Annotated in this window: 22 protein-coding genes; 7 read left to right on the top strand and 15 right to left on the bottom strand. The window is 66.8% G+C overall.

Annotated elements, in window-relative coordinates; translation table 11 throughout:
* Positions 1-9 precede the first annotated feature (9 nt).
* From HUU99_RS12775 to HUU99_RS12755, 5 genes are all read left to right on the top strand, one after another.
* The gene (locus HUU99_RS12775; RefSeq protein WP_254603185.1) at positions 10-303 is read left to right on the top strand and encodes an RNA-binding S4 domain-containing protein; all 294 of its coding nucleotides are present in this window, start codon (positions 10-12) and stop codon (positions 301-303) included.
* A gap of 70 nt (positions 304-373) precedes the next feature.
* On the top strand, positions 374-715 hold the full coding sequence (gene fdxA / locus HUU99_RS12770) for a ferredoxin FdxA (protein WP_174286961.1): 342 nt from the start codon (positions 374-376) through the stop codon (positions 713-715).
* Positions 716-924: 209 nt separating this feature from the next.
* Entirely contained in the window at positions 925-1,458 is a 534-nt protein-coding gene (locus tag HUU99_RS12765) for a CarD family transcriptional regulator (protein ID WP_174286960.1), read from the top strand.
* A gap of 113 nt (positions 1,459-1,571) precedes the next feature.
* Entirely contained in the window at positions 1,572-2,315 is a 744-nt protein-coding gene (locus HUU99_RS12760) for a head GIN domain-containing protein (RefSeq protein WP_174286959.1), read from the top strand.
* A gap of 205 nt (positions 2,316-2,520) precedes the next feature.
* Entirely contained in the window at positions 2,521-3,216 is a 696-nt protein-coding gene (locus tag HUU99_RS12755; protein ID WP_174286958.1) for a GIN domain-containing protein, read from the top strand.
* Positions 3,217-3,250: 34 nt separating this feature from the next.
* On the opposite strand, the gene HUU99_RS12750 is transcribed toward HUU99_RS12755, so the two are convergent.
* Both HUU99_RS12750 and mgtE read right to left on the bottom strand, forming a co-directional pair.
* Positions 3,251-3,682, bottom strand: coding sequence for a DUF1489 family protein (locus tag HUU99_RS12750; protein WP_375380188.1), 432 nt, complete (start codon positions 3,680-3,682; stop codon positions 3,251-3,253).
* A 13-nt stretch (positions 3,683-3,695) separates the two neighbouring features.
* The gene (gene mgtE, locus HUU99_RS12745) at positions 3,696-5,111 is read right to left on the bottom strand and encodes a magnesium transporter (protein ID WP_174286956.1); all 1,416 of its coding nucleotides are present in this window, start codon (positions 5,109-5,111) and stop codon (positions 3,696-3,698) included.
* Positions 5,112-5,225: 114 nt separating this feature from the next.
* On the opposite strand from mgtE, the gene HUU99_RS12740 reads away from it, so the two are divergent.
* On the top strand, positions 5,226-5,681 hold the full coding sequence (locus tag HUU99_RS12740) for a peptidylprolyl isomerase (RefSeq protein ID WP_174286955.1): 456 nt from the start codon (positions 5,226-5,228) through the stop codon (positions 5,679-5,681).
* Positions 5,682-5,789: 108 nt separating this feature from the next.
* Here the strand turns inward: HUU99_RS12740 and HUU99_RS12735 are convergent, their stop codons facing one another.
* The 13 genes from HUU99_RS12735 to HUU99_RS12675 form a co-directional block, all read right to left on the bottom strand.
* Positions 5,790-6,692: a hemolysin family protein gene (locus HUU99_RS12735; RefSeq protein WP_174286954.1), complete on the bottom strand. Its 903-nt coding sequence runs from the start codon at positions 6,690-6,692 to the stop codon at positions 5,790-5,792.
* 9 nt (positions 6,693-6,701) lie between these two features.
* The gene (ybeY, locus tag HUU99_RS12730; protein WP_174286953.1) at positions 6,702-7,211 is read right to left on the bottom strand and encodes an rRNA maturation RNase YbeY; all 510 of its coding nucleotides are present in this window, start codon (positions 7,209-7,211) and stop codon (positions 6,702-6,704) included.
* Positions 7,208-7,606: a type II toxin-antitoxin system VapC family toxin gene (locus HUU99_RS12725; RefSeq protein WP_254603179.1), complete on the bottom strand. Its 399-nt coding sequence runs from the start codon at positions 7,604-7,606 to the stop codon at positions 7,208-7,210. The genes ybeY and HUU99_RS12725 overlap by 4 nt, the downstream gene beginning before the upstream one ends.
* An 8-nt stretch (positions 7,607-7,614) precedes the next feature.
* Positions 7,615-7,905 carry a hypothetical protein gene (locus HUU99_RS12720; protein ID WP_174286951.1) on the bottom strand — a complete coding sequence of 97 codons (291 nt, stop codon included), beginning with the start codon at positions 7,903-7,905 and terminating at the stop codon, positions 7,615-7,617.
* Positions 7,906-7,919: 14 nt separating this feature from the next.
* The gene (locus tag HUU99_RS12715; protein WP_174286950.1) at positions 7,920-8,921 is read right to left on the bottom strand and encodes a PhoH family protein; all 1,002 of its coding nucleotides are present in this window, start codon (positions 8,919-8,921) and stop codon (positions 7,920-7,922) included.
* A 169-nt stretch (positions 8,922-9,090) separates the two neighbouring features.
* A complete protein-coding gene (gene miaB, locus HUU99_RS12710) occupies positions 9,091-10,482 on the bottom strand; it encodes a tRNA (N6-isopentenyl adenosine(37)-C2)-methylthiotransferase MiaB (protein ID WP_174286949.1) in 1,392 nt (463 codons plus the stop codon).
* Positions 10,483-10,520: 38 nt separating this feature from the next.
* The gene (locus tag HUU99_RS12705; RefSeq protein WP_174286948.1) at positions 10,521-11,234 is read right to left on the bottom strand and encodes a lysophospholipid acyltransferase family protein; all 714 of its coding nucleotides are present in this window, start codon (positions 11,232-11,234) and stop codon (positions 10,521-10,523) included.
* A 7-nt stretch (positions 11,235-11,241) separates the two neighbouring features.
* On the bottom strand, positions 11,242-11,664 hold the full coding sequence (locus HUU99_RS12700; protein ID WP_174286947.1) for a Fur family transcriptional regulator: 423 nt from the start codon (positions 11,662-11,664) through the stop codon (positions 11,242-11,244).
* A gap of 77 nt (positions 11,665-11,741) precedes the next feature.
* Entirely contained in the window at positions 11,742-12,212 is a 471-nt protein-coding gene (locus HUU99_RS12695; RefSeq protein WP_174286946.1) for a GNAT family N-acetyltransferase, read from the bottom strand.
* Entirely contained in the window at positions 12,212-12,826 is a 615-nt protein-coding gene (tsaB, locus tag HUU99_RS12690; protein ID WP_174286974.1) for a tRNA (adenosine(37)-N6)-threonylcarbamoyltransferase complex dimerization subunit type 1 TsaB, read from the bottom strand. Before tsaB ends, HUU99_RS12695 begins: the two co-directional genes overlap by 1 nt.
* Positions 12,827-12,836: 10 nt before the next feature.
* Positions 12,837-13,430 carry a malonic semialdehyde reductase gene (locus HUU99_RS12685; protein WP_174286945.1) on the bottom strand — a complete coding sequence of 198 codons (594 nt, stop codon included), beginning with the start codon at positions 13,428-13,430 and terminating at the stop codon, positions 12,837-12,839.
* Entirely contained in the window at positions 13,430-14,005 is a 576-nt protein-coding gene (locus tag HUU99_RS12680; protein ID WP_174286944.1) for a NifU family protein, read from the bottom strand. The genes HUU99_RS12685 and HUU99_RS12680 overlap by 1 nt, the downstream gene beginning before the upstream one ends.
* 243 nt (positions 14,006-14,248) lie before the next feature.
* Entirely contained in the window at positions 14,249-15,139 is an 891-nt protein-coding gene (locus tag HUU99_RS12675) for an aspartyl/asparaginyl beta-hydroxylase domain-containing protein (RefSeq protein ID WP_254603177.1), read from the bottom strand.
* 182 nt (positions 15,140-15,321) lie between these two features.
* On the opposite strand from HUU99_RS12675, the gene HUU99_RS12670 reads away from it, so the two are divergent.
* Positions 15,322-18,252, top strand: a complete 2,931-nt coding sequence (locus HUU99_RS12670) for a M16 family metallopeptidase (protein WP_174286972.1) — start codon at positions 15,322-15,324, stop codon at positions 18,250-18,252.
* The last annotated feature ends 26 nt before the right edge of the window (positions 18,253-18,278 follow it).

Here is an 18,278-nt window from a genome sequence, read left to right as displayed (position 1 = left end):
ATGGCGACGATGCGGCTCGACCGGTATCTGTGGTGGGTACGGCTCGCCGCGTCGCGCGCCGTCGCGCAAGATATCGCCGAGGACGGCCATCTGCGGATCGACGGGCGCGCGGTGGACCGTGCGCATGCCGCGGTGCGTATCGGCAACGTCCTGACCTTCGCCGCACATGGCCGGATCCGGGTGATCCGCATATCCGCTCTGCCGGTGCGGCGCGGACCGGCCGCGGAGGCGCAGGGCTGTTATGACGAGCTCATCGATGCGCCACATGGTGCGAACGTCTCGCAGCAAGCGCCGATCGATTGACGAGGCCGGGACCTGCGCATAGCAGCACGATTGTCGCCGCCGTCCATCGGCCGCCAGGGAGCCTCTCGCAATGACCTATGTCGTCACCGATGCCTGCATCCGCTGCAAGTACATGGATTGCGTCGAGGTTTGTCCGGTCGACTGCTTCTACGAAGGCGAGACGATGCTGGTCATCAACCCCAGCGAATGCATCGATTGCGGCGTCTGCGAACCCGAATGCCCCGCCGAGGCGATCCTGCCCGATACCGAAAGCGGGCTGGAGCAGTGGCTGGAGTTGAACACGACGTTCTCGGCGCAGTGGCCCAATGTGACGCGCAACGCCGGGCAGACCCCCGCCGATGCCGACGAGCACAAGGGTGGGACCGACAAATACACCAAATATTTTACGCCCGAGCCCGGCAAGGGCGACTGATATCGTGCCGTGAAGCGCTGCAACGGCAGTGCTGCTGACTCATCCGGCTGGTAATTTTATTGCTGGTATGTTAAGGTCGTCCCAACGGGTGCACCGCCGCGTGCGGCCCGGTACGGAGACGTTCGACCCACCTTCCTCCTGGCGACCTACGCCCCGCGGATGTTCCGCGCAGGCCACGCATCGCGGGAGTTGACCCGGAAAGGCCCAATATGGCTGTCAAGGCGCTGTCCTTCGATGTCGGTGACTATGTCGTTTACCCAAAGCACGGCGTCGGCCGCGTGATCGAGCTGCAACGATCGGAGATCGCGGGCATGCAGCTCGAACTGTATGTGCTTCGCTTCGAGAAGGAGCGGATGACGCTCCGCGTGCCGACCAACAAGGCCGAAAGCGTCGGCATGCGCAAGCTTTCGTCGGACAAGACGATGCGCGAGGCGATGGAGACGCTGAAGGGCAAGCCGAAGGTCAAGCGCACCATGTGGTCGCGTCGCGCGCAGGAATATGAGGCGAAGATCAATTCGGGCGACCTGGTGTCGATCGCCGAAGTGGTCCGCGACCTGTTCCGTGCCGACGACCAGCCCGAACAAAGCTATTCCGAGCGTCAGATCTTCGAAGCGGCGACCAGCCGCCTCGCGCGCGAACTGGCCGCGATGGAAGAGGTCGACGAACCCAAGGCGCAGGAGAAGATCCTGGAGATCCTCCGCGCATCGGCCGCGATCTACAACAAGGACAAGCTGCCGGCCTGAGCCGACCGCTTCCGTCTTAACGATATGAGGGCGGCCTCGACGGGTCGCCCTTTTCGTCGCTTGCGTACGTAATGATCCTGTGTATTATGTAACCAACACACAGGAGATTTGCCGTGAACCGTCTGCACCCCGCCGTGACCCTGCTGCTGCTTGCCTTGCCCGTTGCTGCCTGTTCGGTGCATTGGAATACCGATGACGACGGCAAGCCCGGGATCGCCGCGAGCGGTAGCGGCGGAGAGCGGCACTGGACGGTGTCCGGCTTCGATAAAGTGGCGCTCGCCGCGTCGGGCGATGTCGAGGTTCGAACGGGCGGGCAGTCCTATGCCGTCACCGCAACGGGCGATCCGGCGGCGCTCGACACGCTGAAGGTGACGCAGGACGGCAACACGCTTGGGCTCGGCCGCAAGCAGGGGGTCCACTGGACCGGAAGCGACAAGATACATTGGCTCGTCATGATGCCGCGTATCAGCGAGGCGAATATCGGTGGATCGGGGACGATACGCGTCGACAAGGTCGAGGGAACCCAGTTCCAGGCCGATATCGGGGGTTCCGGCACGATCAGCATCGCGACGATGAACGTACGGCAGGCGGGGTTCGGCATCGGCGGATCGGGTACGATCACCGCAGCCGGTAAAGCACGCGATGTCGACCTATCGATCGCGGGATCGGGCAAGCTGCTCGCCAACGGTCTCGTTGCGGACACCGCATCGGTTTCGATCGCGGGGGCAGGCAATGTCGAAGCCACGGTGCATAGCAAGGCCGATGTCACGATCCTGGGATCGGGCGACGTCACCATCGCGGGCGGCGCGAAGTGCAGCGTGACGAAGATGGGCGCGGGCAACGTGCATTGCGGGTAGGTCGCCGATCTGCGGATATTGCGCCTCCCGGCGAGGGCCGCGGCCCGGTTGGAGAAACGGACATAAGATCGGGTAGCCCCGCGATCACGTGAATCGGCGCAATTGCGCCCATGCCTCCGCCGGGGCGGCAAAAAGCGCGGAAGTTGCGGTAGCGGGAGTTGTGTGGCCCCTTGCATGGCACCGTCTTTCGACCGATCCCTACCCGATGCTGCGCGCCCTCCTCCTGTTCGCCCTCATCGCCATACCCGCCGATGCCGCGGAGCGGCGCGTCGCGATCGGCAGTTTCGACCGGGTGCGGATCGACGGCCCGTTCGAGGTCCATATCGACACCGGTCGATCGCCTGGCGGGACGATCGCCGGCGATCCGAGCGCGATCGAGACGGTCGAATTGCGGACCGACGGCAACACGCTCGTCATCCGGCGCGGGATCGGCGGCTGGGCTGAACAGCACCGCGCCGCACCGACCGCGCCGATCGTCGTCCGTCTGGGCACGATAGACCTCGCCGGCGCGCTCGTCGTCGCCGGCGGAACGCTGTCGGTGACGAGGATGCGCGGCGACCGGATCGACCTGTCGGTCACCGGCGCGGGTAGCATTGTCGTCGGCGAGGCGAGCGGCGACTCGCTGAACGCCACGGTGATCGGCGCGGGGACGATCGGCATCGCGGGCCGCACCGGCCGGGCCCGGCTGGTGACGAACGGCACCGGCACGATCGATGCGGCCGCGCTCGATGCGGGCGAGCTGTTCGTCCGGCTCGACGGACCCGGTGCCATCCAGGCGCGCGCGCACTATACCGCGACGGTGGACGATGTCGGGCTGGGGCGCGTGACGGTGCTCGGCGACCCGAAATGCACCGTCCGCGCCGCCGCCGGCGGACCGGTGACCTGCGGGCCCGCGCAATAACGCGGGGTGACCCGACAATTGCACGATTGCCGGATCAGATCAGCGCGAGTTCCGCCAGTTTCCCGACCAGAACCGCCGGCATCGCCGCGACGCCGCCCGCCCCTTCGCCCAGGTCGACGGGTGCGTCCGCGCCCTCCAGATAGCGCCAGCCCTGATGCGCCCGCTTGGGCCGCGCCTGCACGAGGACGAGACCCGGCGCCAGATGGATCGCGACCCGGCCGCCGTCCGCCTCGCCGAACGCGGTGATCGGCGAGCGGGCGACGAGCTGGTGCTTGATGATCCAGTACAATGACCCCTCGCCGTCCGGCCCCGTGATCTCGGTATGCCGCTTCGGCAGATACCGGGTCGTCAGGAACAGCGGCCCCGCCGCGGCGCGCAGGTTCAATCGGTCGGTCAGGATTTCGAGGCTCGTCGCACCGAACGCGACCTTGGTGAGGTGAAGGGGCACGTCCGCCAGATGGGCCACGCTGCGTCCGCGATCAACCGTGCAATCCCCAGAGCGCGGCAAGCCCCAGAAACGCGAAGAAACCCGAACAGTCGGTCATCATGGTCACGAACACCGCGGACGATACCGCGGGATCGACCCCGGACCGCTCCAGCCCGATCGGGATCAGCACGCCCGACAGTCCCGCGACCAGATTGTTGATCAGGATCGACAGCCCGAACACGATCCCCAACGGCACGTTGTGATAGACGAGGATCGTCCCGCCCCCGATCAGCACCCCGAGCAACAGGCCATTAGCCAACGCGATGCGGAATTCGCGAAGGATCATCCACATCGTGTTCGAATTGGTCAGCTGGTTGGTCGCCATCGCGCGGACGACGACCGCGAGCGTCTGCGTCCCGGCATTGCCGCCCATGCCGGATACGATCCCCATCAAGGCGGCGAGCAGCGCGAACTTCGCGATCTCGCCTTCGAACAACCCCACGACACCCGCCGCCACCACCGCGGTGCCGAGATTGATGACCAGCCAGACGACGCGCGTCCGGACGGTCAGCCCGATCGGTTCGTTGATGTCGCCGTCGCCCGCGCCCGCCAGCCGGAGCGTATCCTCGCCCGCTTCTTCGGAAATGATGTGGACGACATCGTCGACCGTGATCATCCCGACCAGCCGCCCCGCCTGATCGACGACCGCGGCCGAGATCAGCGCGTATTTCTGGAACCGAAGCGCGACCTCCTCCTGGTCCATGTCGACCGGGATCAGCGTCTGTTCCCGCTGCATGACATCGCCGATCGCGATGCCGCGTGGGGTACGAAGCATCCAGGACAGCGCAACCGTGCCGACCGGCTTGCGCGCCGGATCGACCACGAACACTTCCCAGAAATCGGTCGTCAATTCCTCATGGTCGCGCAGATAGTCGATCGCGTCGCCGACGCTCCAATGTTCGGGCACCGCGATCAGTTCGCGCTGCATCAGGCGACCGGCGGATTCCTCGGGATAGGACAGCGCCTCCTCGATCGCGGCCCGGTCGTCCGGCTCCATCGCGCGGAGCACTTCGCGCTGGTCCGCAGGCTCCATGTCCTCGATGATCGCGACCGCGTCGTCGGTATCGAGTGCGGCAGCGATATGCGCGACCTGGTGCGGCTCGAGCGCGTCGATCAGGTCCTCTCGGACATAATCGTTCATTTCCGCGAACACGTCGCCGTCGAGCAGGTCGGCGACCGCATGCGCCAGGTCGGCACGGTCCTCGCGCGGGGTCAGCTCGAACAGGTCCGCGACATCGGCGGGATGCAGCGGCTCGACCAGCGCGTGCACGCGCGCGGCATCGCCCGTCCCGACCGCGTTCAGCACCGCACGGACATAATCGGGGCGCAGCCGGTCGTCCTCGTCGAACGGGTGCCCGGGGGAAATCGCGGGCACCGCGGCTTCGGGGAAAAGATCGGTTTCGCTCATCGCGGCCATCCTCGCCGATTGCGTCGCGTCGGTTCGGCCCTATCGCGGCACGGCATCATTTGCCAGCCGCGCCCCGGCTCCCTATCTGCGCGCGATCATTCATGGAGACGAACGATGGCCGACACCCCGGAAACGCTGACGATGACGCTGGACAGCGGGGACGTGACGATCAAGCTGCGCCCCGATCTGGCCCCTACGCATATCGAGCGGATCGTCGAACTGGCCAATGACGGCTTCTATGACGGCGTCGTGTTCCACCGCGTCATCCCGGGCTTCATGGCGCAGGGCGGCGATCCGACGGGGACCGGAATGCATGGCTCCGACAAGCCGAACCTGAAGGCGGAATTCTCCAAGGAGCCGCACGTCCGCGGTGTCTGTTCGATGGCACGCACCAATCAGCCCGACACCGCGAACAGCCAGTTCTTCGTCGTATTCGACGATGCGCGTTTCCTCGACGGCCAGTACACCGTCTGGGGGCACGTCACCGACGGCATGGATCTGATCGACGCGCTGCCCAAGGGCGAACCGCCGCGTGAACCCGGCAAGATCGTGAAGATGCGCGCGGCGTAATTTTCCCTCCGCCGTCATGCGGGCTCGTCCCGGCATCCAGGGCTGCGCGCGATCCGCCTGTGGCCCTGGACCCCGGGACAAGGCCGGGGTGACGCAGGCAGATCGGCCTCAGTCCTCGTCGACTGCGCCGGTCGGCGGATGCAGCCGCAGCCGGTTGATCCGCCGTTCGTCCGCCTCGGTCACCTCCAGCTTCCAGCCGCTGGGGTGATCGATGCATTCCCCGACCGCCGGCACCCGCCCCGCAAGCAGCGCGGCGAGCCCGCCCAGCGTGTCGACATCGCCATCCGCCTCCGCCAGCCGCCGATCGACGGTTTCCGCGACATCCTTCAATTCGACCCGCGCATCGGCTTCCCATCCGCCACCTTCGATCGGCACGAGCAGCGCCTCGGGCGCGTCGTCATGCTCGTCCTCGATATCGCCGGTGATCTCCTCGATCAGATCCTCGATCGTGACCAGCCCTTCGGTGCCGGAGAATTCGTCGAGCACGATCGCCAGATGAACCCGCTTCTGCCGCATGTCGGCAAGCAGATCGAGCGCACCGCGCGACATCGGGACATAAAGCGGTTCACGGATCAGCGCCGCGATCGGCGGGTGCGGCGCCCCCGTCGCGAGAATCGCGAATACGTCCTTCACATGGACCATGCCGATGATGGTATCGAGCTTGTCGCGGTAGACGGGCAGGCGGCTGTGCCCCGCTTCGGCGAAGATGCGGACCAGATCGTCGAACGAAGTCCCTTCCTCGACCGCGACGATATCGGCGCGCGGGACACCGACATCGCCCGCGTCGCGCTCGCCGAAATGCAGCAGATTGCGCACCATCTGGCGTTCGAGCGGCGAAAGATCGCCGGCCGCGTCGGGGGCAGGATCGTCCTCGTGCCGGTCGATCACGTCCTCGAGCTGGTCGCGAAGCGACTCTTCCGCGCCGCCGCCGAAGATCAGCGCCTTCAGTCCGCGCCAGATTCCGTTCTCGTTCGGGTCGCCGCCACCGGCGCTACTTCGGTCCTCTGCCATTGCGGCGGATCAATCCTCACGTACCAGATAGGGATCCGCAATGCCGAGCGAGGCGAGCGCTGCGCGCTCGATCTCCTCCATGGCGTCGGCCTCCCCGTCCCCCAGATGGTCATAGCCTAGCAGATGCAGGGTGCCGTGCACCACCAAATGCGTGGCGTGATGGTCGACCGAAACCCCCTTTTCCGCCGCCTCCGCCGCGCATACCCCGTAGGCGAGGACGATATCGCCGAGCAGCACTTCACCGTCGTCGGAGTTCTGCGTCACCGTCTCCAGCAGATCGGGCTGGATCATCGGGAAGGACAGCACGTTGGTCGCCTTGTCCTTGTGCCGGTATCGTGCGTTGAGCGTACGGACCTGGTCGTCGTCGGTCAGGCGGATCGATATCTCGATCGTGGCGGGATCGGTCAGCAACGCACCATGCGGCGTATTGGCGATCGTGGCACGCACCGCGGCCTTGGCGAGCATATCCCAATCGCCTTCGGGCCAGGTGCCATCGCGCGAAAGTTCGATCTGGATCATCCCAGCACTGCATCGATCAGATCGGTCTGCGTGAAGTCATCGCCTTTGAAGAGTATTTCAGCACCGCTGCACTTGGTGCAGGCGTAAGCGAAGCAGTCGCCCAGGTTCAGCTTCGCAGGATGTCGACCTTTGCCGTATCGCGCATGGGCATCCAGTGCCAACGTGTTTTCTTCGGCTCCGATAGCGACGATCCTGATCGCGAATTCTTCGACATACTCAGCGACGATAGACCGGGCTTCCTCGAATTCCAGCCCCCGAGCACCGGCCAGCCCCCGGCTCGCCTCCCATATCGCGATTGCCGACGACATCCGGTCGGTTTCCCATTCAACCCGCTGTGCAAACCGTACCGATTCAGGTTCCCGCGCCAATATCGCGACGATTGCGGAGGCGTCCAAGAACAAACTCACAAATCGCCGGACAACGCATCGAAGAAGGCCTTGTCAGCTTTCAGGCCGGTCGGAAGCGGCATCGGGTGTTCCTCCCAGAATTTGAGCATCGACGCAGGGGCTTTTTCGGAGAGCTCGAGCCGTTGAAGATAATCCTGAATGGCCAGATCGACGATCTCGATCATTGACGTACCCCGTTCGTCGGCGATCCGGGCGATGGTGCCGACCAAGGTCACGTCATCGATCACAAAAGGCGCAGCGAGTGCTTGCTGCTGTGCCCGGGTCGGGGGAGGAGTATGTGCGTTCATCGGCCAGCTCCGCTTTAACCGTCCGTCCCCTCATACGCCTCGACGATCCGCCCGACAATCGGATGGCGCACGACGTCGCCCACGGTGAAGCGGCAGATCGAAATGCTCTCCACCCCTTCCAGGCGGGTGACGGCATCGCCTAGACCAGAAGCCGCGATGCCGCCGGGGATGTCGACCTGTTTGGGATCGCCGCAGATCACCATCCGGCTGTTCTGGCCGAACCGCGTCAGGAACATCTTCATCTGCGCCTGCGTCGTGTTCTGCGCCTCGTCCAGGATCACGAACGCGTCGGCCAGCGTGCGTCCGCGCATGAAGGCGATCGGCGCGACCTCGATTTCCCCGCTCGCGATCCGCCGTTCGACCTGTTCGGCGGGCAGGCAGTCGTACAGCGCGTCGTACAGCGGCCGCAGATACGGATCGACCTTCTCCTTCATGTCGCCGGGCAGGAAGCCCAGCCGCTCGCCCGCCTCGACCGCGGGGCGCGACAGGATCAGCCGCTGCACGCTGCCGTTGATGAGCTGCGCCACCGCCTGCGCCACCGCGACATAGGTCTTGCCGGTGCCCGCCGGCCCGAGCGCGAAGATCATGTCGTTGGCCGTCAGTTCGCGCATGTAATGCGCCTGCGCGGGCGTACGGGGGACGATCGTCTTCTTGCGCGTGCGGATCATGATCGGCGGCGCGCCGGGCCCGGCATCCGCCCTGATGATACCGTGCAGCACCGGCTCCGCCGCCATCGCGATCGACGCGTCGACCAGCCCGGTATCGACCTCGTCGCCGCGCCCGATCCGCGCGTACAGGTCGTTCAGCACGTCGCGCGCGACCGCGACCTGTTCCGCCGTGCCCTCCAGACCGACCCGATTGCCCCGTGCCGTGATATAGACGCCGAGCCGGTTTTCCAGCGCCACCAGGTTGCGGTCATATTGACCGAACAACGTGCTGAGCAGTTGCGGCTTGTCGAACAGAAGCTCGAGGCGGGAACGATCGCCGGCTTGTGCCGGCACTGGCTTACGGCTCATGCGGTCCTTTCGAAGACGCTAAGGTTACAAAGTTTACGGACGTTCGCGCGTTTCATCGCCCAACCAGGGGAATGGCGACCGCCGACGGAGCGGTTCCCGAAGAGCAAGGTCGGTCGAGCGCTGCTGCATCGCCGTCGATTGTGGCAGCGAGCCGGGCTGTAGGACAGTGCTAATCGGCAAAAGGTCCGATCGATGCTCGGGCTTCGTTCGAATGCCCGGCAACGTCGAGCGGCCCGGGCGGAGCGCATGCAGCGACGGGTATCGGAACGCTACCCGCCATCGAGTTGGGATCGGCACGGATCAAATCCACCGCTATCAGATCGCCGATCGCATGATCGCCGATGACATGCACCGATTGCAGCCAGGGCGATTTGCCGAGCATCTGCCCGGGCAGTTTCCCCCGACGCTCGACCAGGATGGTGCAGGTCCGGCCGAGCGTGGCCCGGTTGAACGCCTGCTGGTCGCGGTTCAGCGCCGCCTGTAGCCGCTGCAGCCGTTCGTCCATCACGTGCGCGGGCAATTGATCGGTCATGGTCGCGGCGGGGGTGCCGGGCCGCTGGCTGTATTTGAAGCTGAACGCCTGCGCATAGCCGATCGCATCGACCAGGCTCAGCGTGTCGGCGAAATCGGCTTCGGTCTCGCCGGGGAAGCCGACGATGAAGTCGCCCGACAGCGCGATATCGGGCCGCACCGCGCGAACCCGGTCCAGCACGCGCAGATAGGAGTCGCGCCCGTGCGACCGGTTCATGGCCTTGAGGATCCGGTCGCTGCCCGACTGGATCGGCAAATGCAGGAACGGCATCAGCGAGGCGACATCGCCATGCGCGTCGATCAGTCCTTGCGTCATGTCGTTGGGATGGCTGGTGGTGTAACGGATACGCGCCAGCCCCGGCACGCGGTCCAGCGCGCGGATCAGATCGTGCAGGCCGAGATCCCCCTGCGCCCACGCGTTGACGTTCTGCCCCAGCAATGTGATCTCGCGCGCGCCGGCATCGACCAGGGCCCTGGCCTCGTCGACGATCGCGGCGAACGGCCGGCTGATCTCGCTGCCCCGGGTATAGGGCACGACGCAATAGGTGCAGAATTTGTCGCATCCCTCCTGGACGGTGAGGAACGCGGAGGGCGGCACGCGGCGTCGTGCCGGCAGCCGGGCGAATTTCGACAGCGCCGGCATGTCCGTGTCGAGCGCCGCGGTGCCGCCCGCCGCCTTCGCCACCAGTTCGGGCAGATTGTGATAGGCCTGCGGTCCGACGACGACGTCGACCCTGGCGCGCGCGACGATCTCCTGACCTTCGGCCTGCGCGACGCAGCCGGCAACCGCGATCATCGGCACGCGGCCCTGCTTTCCCGCGACCTTGCGGATCCGGCCGATGTCGGAATACACCTTCTCGGTCGCGCGCTCGCGGATGTGGCAGGTGTTGAGGATGACCAGATCGGCGACGTCCGCATCCGCCGGGGCCAACCCGTCCGCGGCCATCAGTTCGGCCATCCGGTCGCCGTCATAGACGTTCATCTGGCAACCGAAGGATTTGACGTGGAAGGTCTTGGGAGGCGCGTTCATCGGGAGCCTTTAGCAACTCCGCCCCTGCAAGGGGAGGATTAAGCGGCCTCCATCCGCGCGCGCGCTTCGCCGGCGATCGCCTTGCGCCCGCCCACCGCCGCCGGATCGAACGGCGCGCAGAACCGCAACGTCGCGGTGAAGGACCCTTGTCGCTGCAACACCCGCTTCGCATGCGCCGCGCCCGGTTCGTCGCCGACCCAGGCCAGATCGCCGGTCGCATCGCCGTAATCGATCCGCACCGGCTGGACCCGCACCCCCGGCGGCGGCGGATCGAGCGCCGCGAGCAACGTCGCCTTGAACGGCAAAAGCGTCCGGCCGTTCCCCGTCGTTCCTTCGGGAAAGATCGCGATCGGCCATGGCTGCGCGATCGCGGCGCGCATCGCGTCGATCTGCGCCGCGACGTTCAGCCGGTCGTCGCGCGCCACGAACAAGGTGTGGTTCAGCGTGGACAGCCAGCCGACCAGCGGCGCGCCGCGCAGCTCCGCCTTGGCCACGAACGCGGTGCCGGTCGCGCCCGCCAGCAACAGGATGTCGATCCAGCTCAAATGGTTCGAAACGATGACGGCATCGCGCGCCAGCGGCGTCCCGACGATCCGCGCGCGCGCACCGACGATCCGGGCGCAGGTCCCGAGCAACCACCGCGGCCAGGGCGAAGGACGACGCACCAGCCGCCATGCCCCGTGAAGGACCAACGCCAGCCCGAGCGCGAGCAGCAGCAGCCCCGCACGCCGCCACAGACGTAGTGTCGCCACCGCGCGATCAGGCCCTGCGGTCGAGGCTGACGCCGTATAATTCCATCCGGTGATCGACCAGGCGGAAGCCGAGCTTTTCCGCGATCGCCTTTTGCAGCTGTTCCAGTTCCGGATCGACGAATTCGATGACCTTGCCGGTCTCGACGTCGATCAGATGATCGTGATGCGCCTCGGGCGCGGGTTCGTAGCGCGCGCGGCCGTCGCCGAAATCATGGCGGTCGAGGATCCCCGCTTCCTCGAACAGGCGGACGGTGCGGTATACCGTCGCGATCGAGATGCCGGGGTCGATCGACGACGCGCGCTCGTAAACCTTCTCGACATCGGGATGATCCTCGGCTTCCGAGAGCACGCGCGCGATCACGCGGCGCTGTTCGGTGATGCGCAGCCCCTTTTTGTTGCAGAGCGCCTCCAGGTCGATCTTGCGCGCCATGTCCGTCCGTTCCCGTTCCCGGCCACATGTAGCGCGTCCCGGCTGTTGCGAGAAGCACGACCGACTCGCAATAAGAATCAGGCGAGCATCTTCAGATAGGTGTGGGCATCATGCGCCTGCATATCGGCACCGCGATAGTAGTTGCGGCGTTCCCCGACCTTGGCGAAACCGGCGATGGCGTAAAGCTTCGCCGCCTCGTTCCCGGCGCGGACCTCGAGGTGGAGCTGGCGCACCCCGGCATCGCGGCGATCCGCCTCGACCGAACGGAGCAGGGCGGTCGCGATCCCCGTCCGCCGCGTCGCCGGCACGACCGCCAGCAACAGCAATTCCGCCTCGTCCATCACGGTGCGGGTCATCGCGAAGCCGACGGGTATGTCGTCCACATAAGCGAGCGTCAGCCGCACCCCGGGCATCGCCATCACGCCGAGCGTCTGGCTCCTGTTCCACGCTTCGCCGAAGCGTGGATCGAACGCCTGCGCCATCAGCGTCTCGATCGCGGCGATGTCGCGCGCATCCCCGCCGCGCAGCAATATGTTGCGAGTCGCCATCAACGCGGACTTGCAGGTTTCGCGTCCGGCGCGCGGCCATAGATCGGCCTGGGCGGCAGATCGCGCAACCGCGCCGGCAGCAGCACCGCGTCGGCCGCATCGGGCAGCGTATCGACCGCATCGATCGACGGATCGACCGCGATCAGATGCCGCACGCCGTTGCCGATCGCCGGCAACCCGCCGATCGCCGCGACCGCATCCGCCGGCTTCAGCGATACCAGCGGCGCGAGCGGCACGAGCATGGACGAATAGGCCTGCATGAAGACCTCGCCATGCCCCCCTTCGAGCACGACCGCAAGCGCCGCCCCCCGCTGCGCGATCCCCGCCGCGGCGACGATCGCCAGCGAGGAGAAGCCCGCAAGGTCCGCGTGCCAGCCGAGCGACAGCCCAAGCGCGGCGGCTAGCCCGACGCGGATGCCGGTGAAGCTGCCCGGCCCGCAATCGACGAGGACCCCGTCCGCGCGACCGCCCTCGGGCAGGTCGGCGATCATCGACACCAGCCGCTCGGCATGCCCGCGGCCGACGACGTCGTGCGCCCGCGCGATCACGTCGGGACCCTCGATCAGCGCGATTGAACACGCCGCGGTCGCGGTCTCGATGACGAGCGTGCGCAGTGCCTAACGCTCAGGCGATGCGGTTGAATTTTTCGAACGCAGGGCGCGGCAGCCGGTCGTAGATCGTCGCCGGATCGCCATGGCCGAGCGTCGCGATGAAGTTCACATGCACCGCGGGCGTCTCATGGAAGAACGCCGCATCGACCTTGCCGCCGTCGAACCCCGACATCGGCCCGGTATCGAGCCCGAACGCGCGCGCGGCGAGGATCAGATATGCGCCCTGCAGGCTGGAATTGCGGAACGCCGACACCTGTCGCAGCTCGGCATTGCCGTCGAACCACGCCTTCGCGTCGACATGCGGAAACAGTTCGGGCAGATATTCGTGGAAGTCGTTGTCCATGCCGATCACGACGCTGACGGGGGCCTTCAGGATCTTGGGCGCGTTCTGCGCGCTGCAGCATTCGGCGAGCTTCGCCTTCGCCTCGTCGCTGACGCACCATATCATCCGTGCGGGCAACTGGTTCGCCGATGTCGGACCCATCTTCATCAGGTCCCAGATCGCGTGCAGGTCCGCCTGGGATACGGGTTCGTCGGTAAAGCCGTTATAGCTACGCCCTTCGCGGAACAGCGCGTCGATCGCGGCGGAGTCGATAGGTGCGCGCATCAGACGGCCCTCACTTCAGTGACTTCGGGAACATAATAGCGCAGCAGCTGCTCGATGCCGTTCTTCAGCGTGGCGCTCGACGAGGGACAGCCCGCACACGCGCCCTGCAACTGAAGGAACACCTTGCCCTTGTCGAAGCCGCGGTAGACGATATCGCCGCCGTCGTTCGCGACGGCGGGCCGAACGCGGGTATCGATCAGGTCGCGGATCTGGGTGATGATTTCCGCATCCTCCGGGTGATCGGTCGGGATCGCGTCGTCCGCGGAGGGCACCGCGAAACCGGCACGGGCGCTGCGGAACAGCGGCATGGCGGCGGAGAAATGATCGAGCAGGATCGCGAGGATATCGGGCTTGAGCGCCGGCCAGCCGACGCCCGGCGCGGCCGTGACGGAAACGAAATCGCGCCCGAAGAACACGCCCGTAACATCGCCCAGACCGAAGATCGCTTCCGCGAGCGGGCTCGCCTCGGCTTCCTCGGGCGTCGCGAAATCGCGCGTGCCGGCTTCCATGACGGTGCGGCCCGGCAGGAATTTCAGCGTCGCCGGGTTGGGCGTCGGTTCGGTCTCGATCAGCATGGCGGGCATGTGGCGCGGACGACGCGATGACGCAAGGCGCTGACCGCGCCTTTCGTCATCCCGGCGTCGTGCCGGGATCCAGAGCCAAGCAGCGTGACCTGGATGCCGGGACAAGCCCGGCATGACGACTGATGAGGCTGGCCGCGCCGCGGCGAAGCCGCGTCTTCAGACGGTGCCGGTGGCACCGCTGGCCGGGCTCGGCGATTTATCCGAAATTAGCTTCGCTAATTCCGGACGCCGAGCTCAGACGTCCAATTGCTTCACCGCGGCGTTCCAGCTGCTGATGTTGTCGCGCGCTTCCTGGACGAATGCCGACCGGCGGACGAAGCCCAGGAAGAAATCCGCGATCCATTTGCCCGGATTGCGCAAGGGGCGCCCGAACTGGACGAGCAGGACGACCCGGGTGCCGTCGGTGTCGTTCCACACTTCGTGCTGATACGTGTCGTCGAAAACCAAGGTCTCGCCTTCCGCCCAACGGACGATCCGGTCGTCGACGCGCATCCGGACGTCGCCGTCGCGCGGCACGATCAGCCCGAGGTGACAGGTGATCAGCCCCTTGGTCACGCCGCGGTGTTCGGGGATGTGCGTACCGGGCGCGAGGATCGAGAAGAACGCGCTGTTGAGACCCGGGATCTGCGCGACGATCTTCGCGGTTTCGGGGCAGCGGGCCAGGTTCTCGTCGATCGGGAAACCATATCCCCACAGGAAGAACGATCGCCATTTATTCACTTCCGCGATCGCGCGGTGATCGGGGGAGATCGTCGCGAGACTGGGGGCCGCCTCGCCCTGCAACGCCACCGCGACCGCCTCGTCGCGGATCGTCTCCCAATGGTCGCGAAGGATCGCGGTCCAGGCGAAATCGCGCACGTCGAGCACGGGGTCGTTCGTCACCAGCGACGATGATGCGATCAGCGTGTCGAACACGCCGCGCAGATGCTTGCCGAACTTGATGATGAAGGGTCGGTTGGGCTCCGCCTGCATCTTGCTGCCCAGCGCCGGCGCGCCGGAGATGACGTTCAGATCGGGTACCCGGAGCGATCGCGCGCCGTCGCCGCCAACACCGTCCTCGCCCGAATTCCGCCACATTGCCGCTCCGGAGCCGGACGTGCGCTTCGTTTCAATCTTGACCGTCATTCCCATCGTCCTCGTACCGTCCGGCCCTTCTCGTGAACGGTGCCCGCGCATACCCCCGTCACCGGCGCGACCGTTTCCGACCGGCCGACTACCCGCACTCTGGGTCGAAATCATGGCCGTTGCGCGCGAAGTTGGCGGGACCTAAGGGCGAGCGCAAGGGGGTGAGGAGCTTGGCAGGTCACATGGTGCACATCCCCCGCGCGTTCGTTGCGCCCCTTTTATTGGCCGCAAGCCTCACCGGCACCGCAACGGGCCGGTCGCCACGACAAGTTGCCCCTTCTCAAGTCACCGTCCCCGCCACCGTCGCACCCGTCGATCTTTCAAAGGTCGACACCCGCGCCTGGTTGTTCGCCGACAGCGACATCCCGCCCGACCCCGAATGGCATTTCGGCACTCTGCCCAACGGCCTTCGCTACGCGGTTCGCAAGAACGGCGTGCCGCCGGGTCAGGTCGCGATCCGGGTCCATGTCGATGCCGGATCGCTGATGGAGACCGACGGCCAGCGCGGCTTCGCGCATTTCATCGAGCATCTGTCGTTCCGCGGCTCCGAATATGTCCCCGACGGCGAGGCGAAGCGGGTATGGCAGCGGTTCGGCGCGTCGTTCGGCACCGACACCAATGCGCAGACGACCTATACGTCGACGACCTACAAGCTCGACCTCCCGTCCGCGACGCCGGCGGGGCTGGACGAAAGCCTGAAGATCCTGTCCGGCATGATGGCGCAGCCCGCGATCACCCCCGCCGCGCTGGACGCCGAACGGCCCGTGGTGCTGGCCGAACAGCGCGAGCAGCCGGGGCCGCAGGTGCGGATGGGCGACGCGATCCGCGCGACCTTCTTCGCCGGGCAACCGATCGCCGACCGCGCGCCGATCGGCACGGTCAAGACGCTCGACGCCGCGACGGCGGACGCGGTGCGCGCGTTCCACGACCGCTGGTATCGTCCCAGCCGAACCGTCGTCATCATTTCGGGGGACATGGACCCGGACGTCTTCGCCGCCGGCATCGTCCGGCATTTCTCGCAGTGGAAGGGCGTCGGCGACAACCCGGCGGAGCCCGATTTCGGCAAGCCCGACCCCGCCAGGCCCGCCGCCGGGGCGGTCGCCGAACCGTCGCTGCCCCCCATCGTCGCGGTCGGCGTCGTGCGCCCCTGGCATTATAATTCCGACACCGCGATCTTCAACCAGAAGCGGCTGGTCGATACGCTTGCGACCCGGCTCATCAGCCGCCGGCTGGAAACGCGCGCACGCGCCGGGGGCAGTTTCCTCCAGGCGGCGGTCTCGCTCGACGACGTGTCGCGTTCCGCCAACATCACCTCGGTCAATATCATACCCGTCGGCAACGACTGGGAATCCGCGCTGAAGGACGTGCGCGGCGTCATCGAGGACGCGAAGACCAACCCCGCCACGCAAGCCGAGATCGACCGCGAATATGCCGATCTCGATACCGGCATGCGCACCGAGGTGGAAACCGCGAAGGTCGAAGCGGGCGGACGCCAGGCGGACAATATGAGCGAGGCGATCGACATCCGCGAAACCGTCGCGTCGCCCGCGGTATCGTACAAGATCCTGACCGATGCGCGCGCGAAGGGCATGTTCACCCCCGCCGCGGTGCTCGCGTCGACGAAACGCATCTTCACCGGCGACGCGACGCGCGCGGTCGTCAACACCCGCGTCGCGGAGGACAACAGCGTCGGCAAGCTGGCGGTGGCGCTGAAGGCGGATGTCGGCGGGCTGGCGCAGAAGAAACGCGCGCAGGGGTCGGTCAGCTTCGCCCGGCTGCCCTCGCTCGGCAAGCCCGGGACGATCGTGTCGCGCACCCCCGTCGACGGGCTGGACATGGAACAGATCGCGTTCGCCAACGGCGTGCACCTGCTGCTGTTCCCCAACAGCGGCGAGACGGGGCGTGTCTATGTCCGAATCCGTTTCGGCCGCGGCTACGACGCCTTGCCCGCCGGCCACGAAAGCGCGGCCTGGGCGGGCGATCTGGCGCTGATGCAGGGCGGGATCGGGAAGCTCAACCAGGGCGATCTCGACCAGATGACCGCGGGACGGCGGATCGGCATCGATTTCGACATCGGCGACGATGCCTTCTCGCTTGCCGGGCTGACGTCCGCGCAGGACATGCCCGACCAGTTGAAGCTGATGGCGTCCGCGCTCGCCCGGCCCGGCTGGGACCCTGCCCCGGTCGCGCGCGCGCGCGCGGTCGCGCTGACCAGCTATGACGGCTATTCGGCCTCGCCTGACGGCGTGCTCTCGCGCGACCTCGAACGGCTGCTCCACGACGGCGACCCGCGCTGGGGCACGCCGCCGCGCGCCGCGATCGACACGCTGACCCCGGCGGCCTTCCGCGCGCTGTGGCAGCCGCTCGTCGCCGGCGGGCCGATCGAGGTCTCGGTGTTCGGCGATTTCAAGGCGGACGCCGCGGTCGCCGCGGTCGCCGCGACCTTCGGCGCGCTGCCGCCGCGGACGGTGGACGCCACGCCGGTGCCGCCGGTCCGCTTCCCCGCGCATGTCGACACGCCGGTGATGCGTCGGCATGACGGCGCGGCGAACCAGGCGGTCGCGGTGATCGCGTGGCCGACGGGGGCCGGGATCGAAGACATCCGCGACAGCCGACGGCTCGACGTCCTGGCGCAGGTGTTCTCCGACCGGTTGTTCGAGAAACTGCGCCAGGCGGACGGCGCGAGCTACAGCCCCAACGTCTCGTCGAGCTGGCCGATCGGGCTGCCCGGCGGCGGCCGCATGCTGGCGATCGGGCAGGTCGCGCCGGCCAACGTGCCGTTGTTCTTCACCACCGCGCGCGCGATCGCGGCGGACCTTGTCGCCAATCCGATCGGGCAGGACGAACTGGTGCGGATCATGGGACCGATGCGCCAGGTGCTGATGCGCGCCTCCACCGGCAACCCGTTCTGGCTGCAGCTGATGGCGGGCGCGACCTTCGATCCGCGGCGGATCGACGCGACCCGGTCGATCGCGAAGGATTTCGCCGCCATCACCCCCGCCGATCTGCAGGCGACCGCCGCGAAATATCTGGTCCCGGCGCGCGACTGGACGATGGCGGTGGTGCCGAAGCCGGTGACGAGCGCGCAAGCCATGGCGGTGCCCGCGGGGTAAGCGCGCGCGGCCGATCGGACATACGC

Source organism: Sphingomonas bacterium, from assembly GCF_903642285.1.
Taxonomy (GTDB): Bacteria; Pseudomonadota; Alphaproteobacteria; order Sphingomonadales; family Sphingomonadaceae; genus Sphingomonas.
The sequence above is the reverse complement of the archived record's forward strand: the minus strand, read 5'-3'. Positions and strand labels throughout refer to the sequence as shown.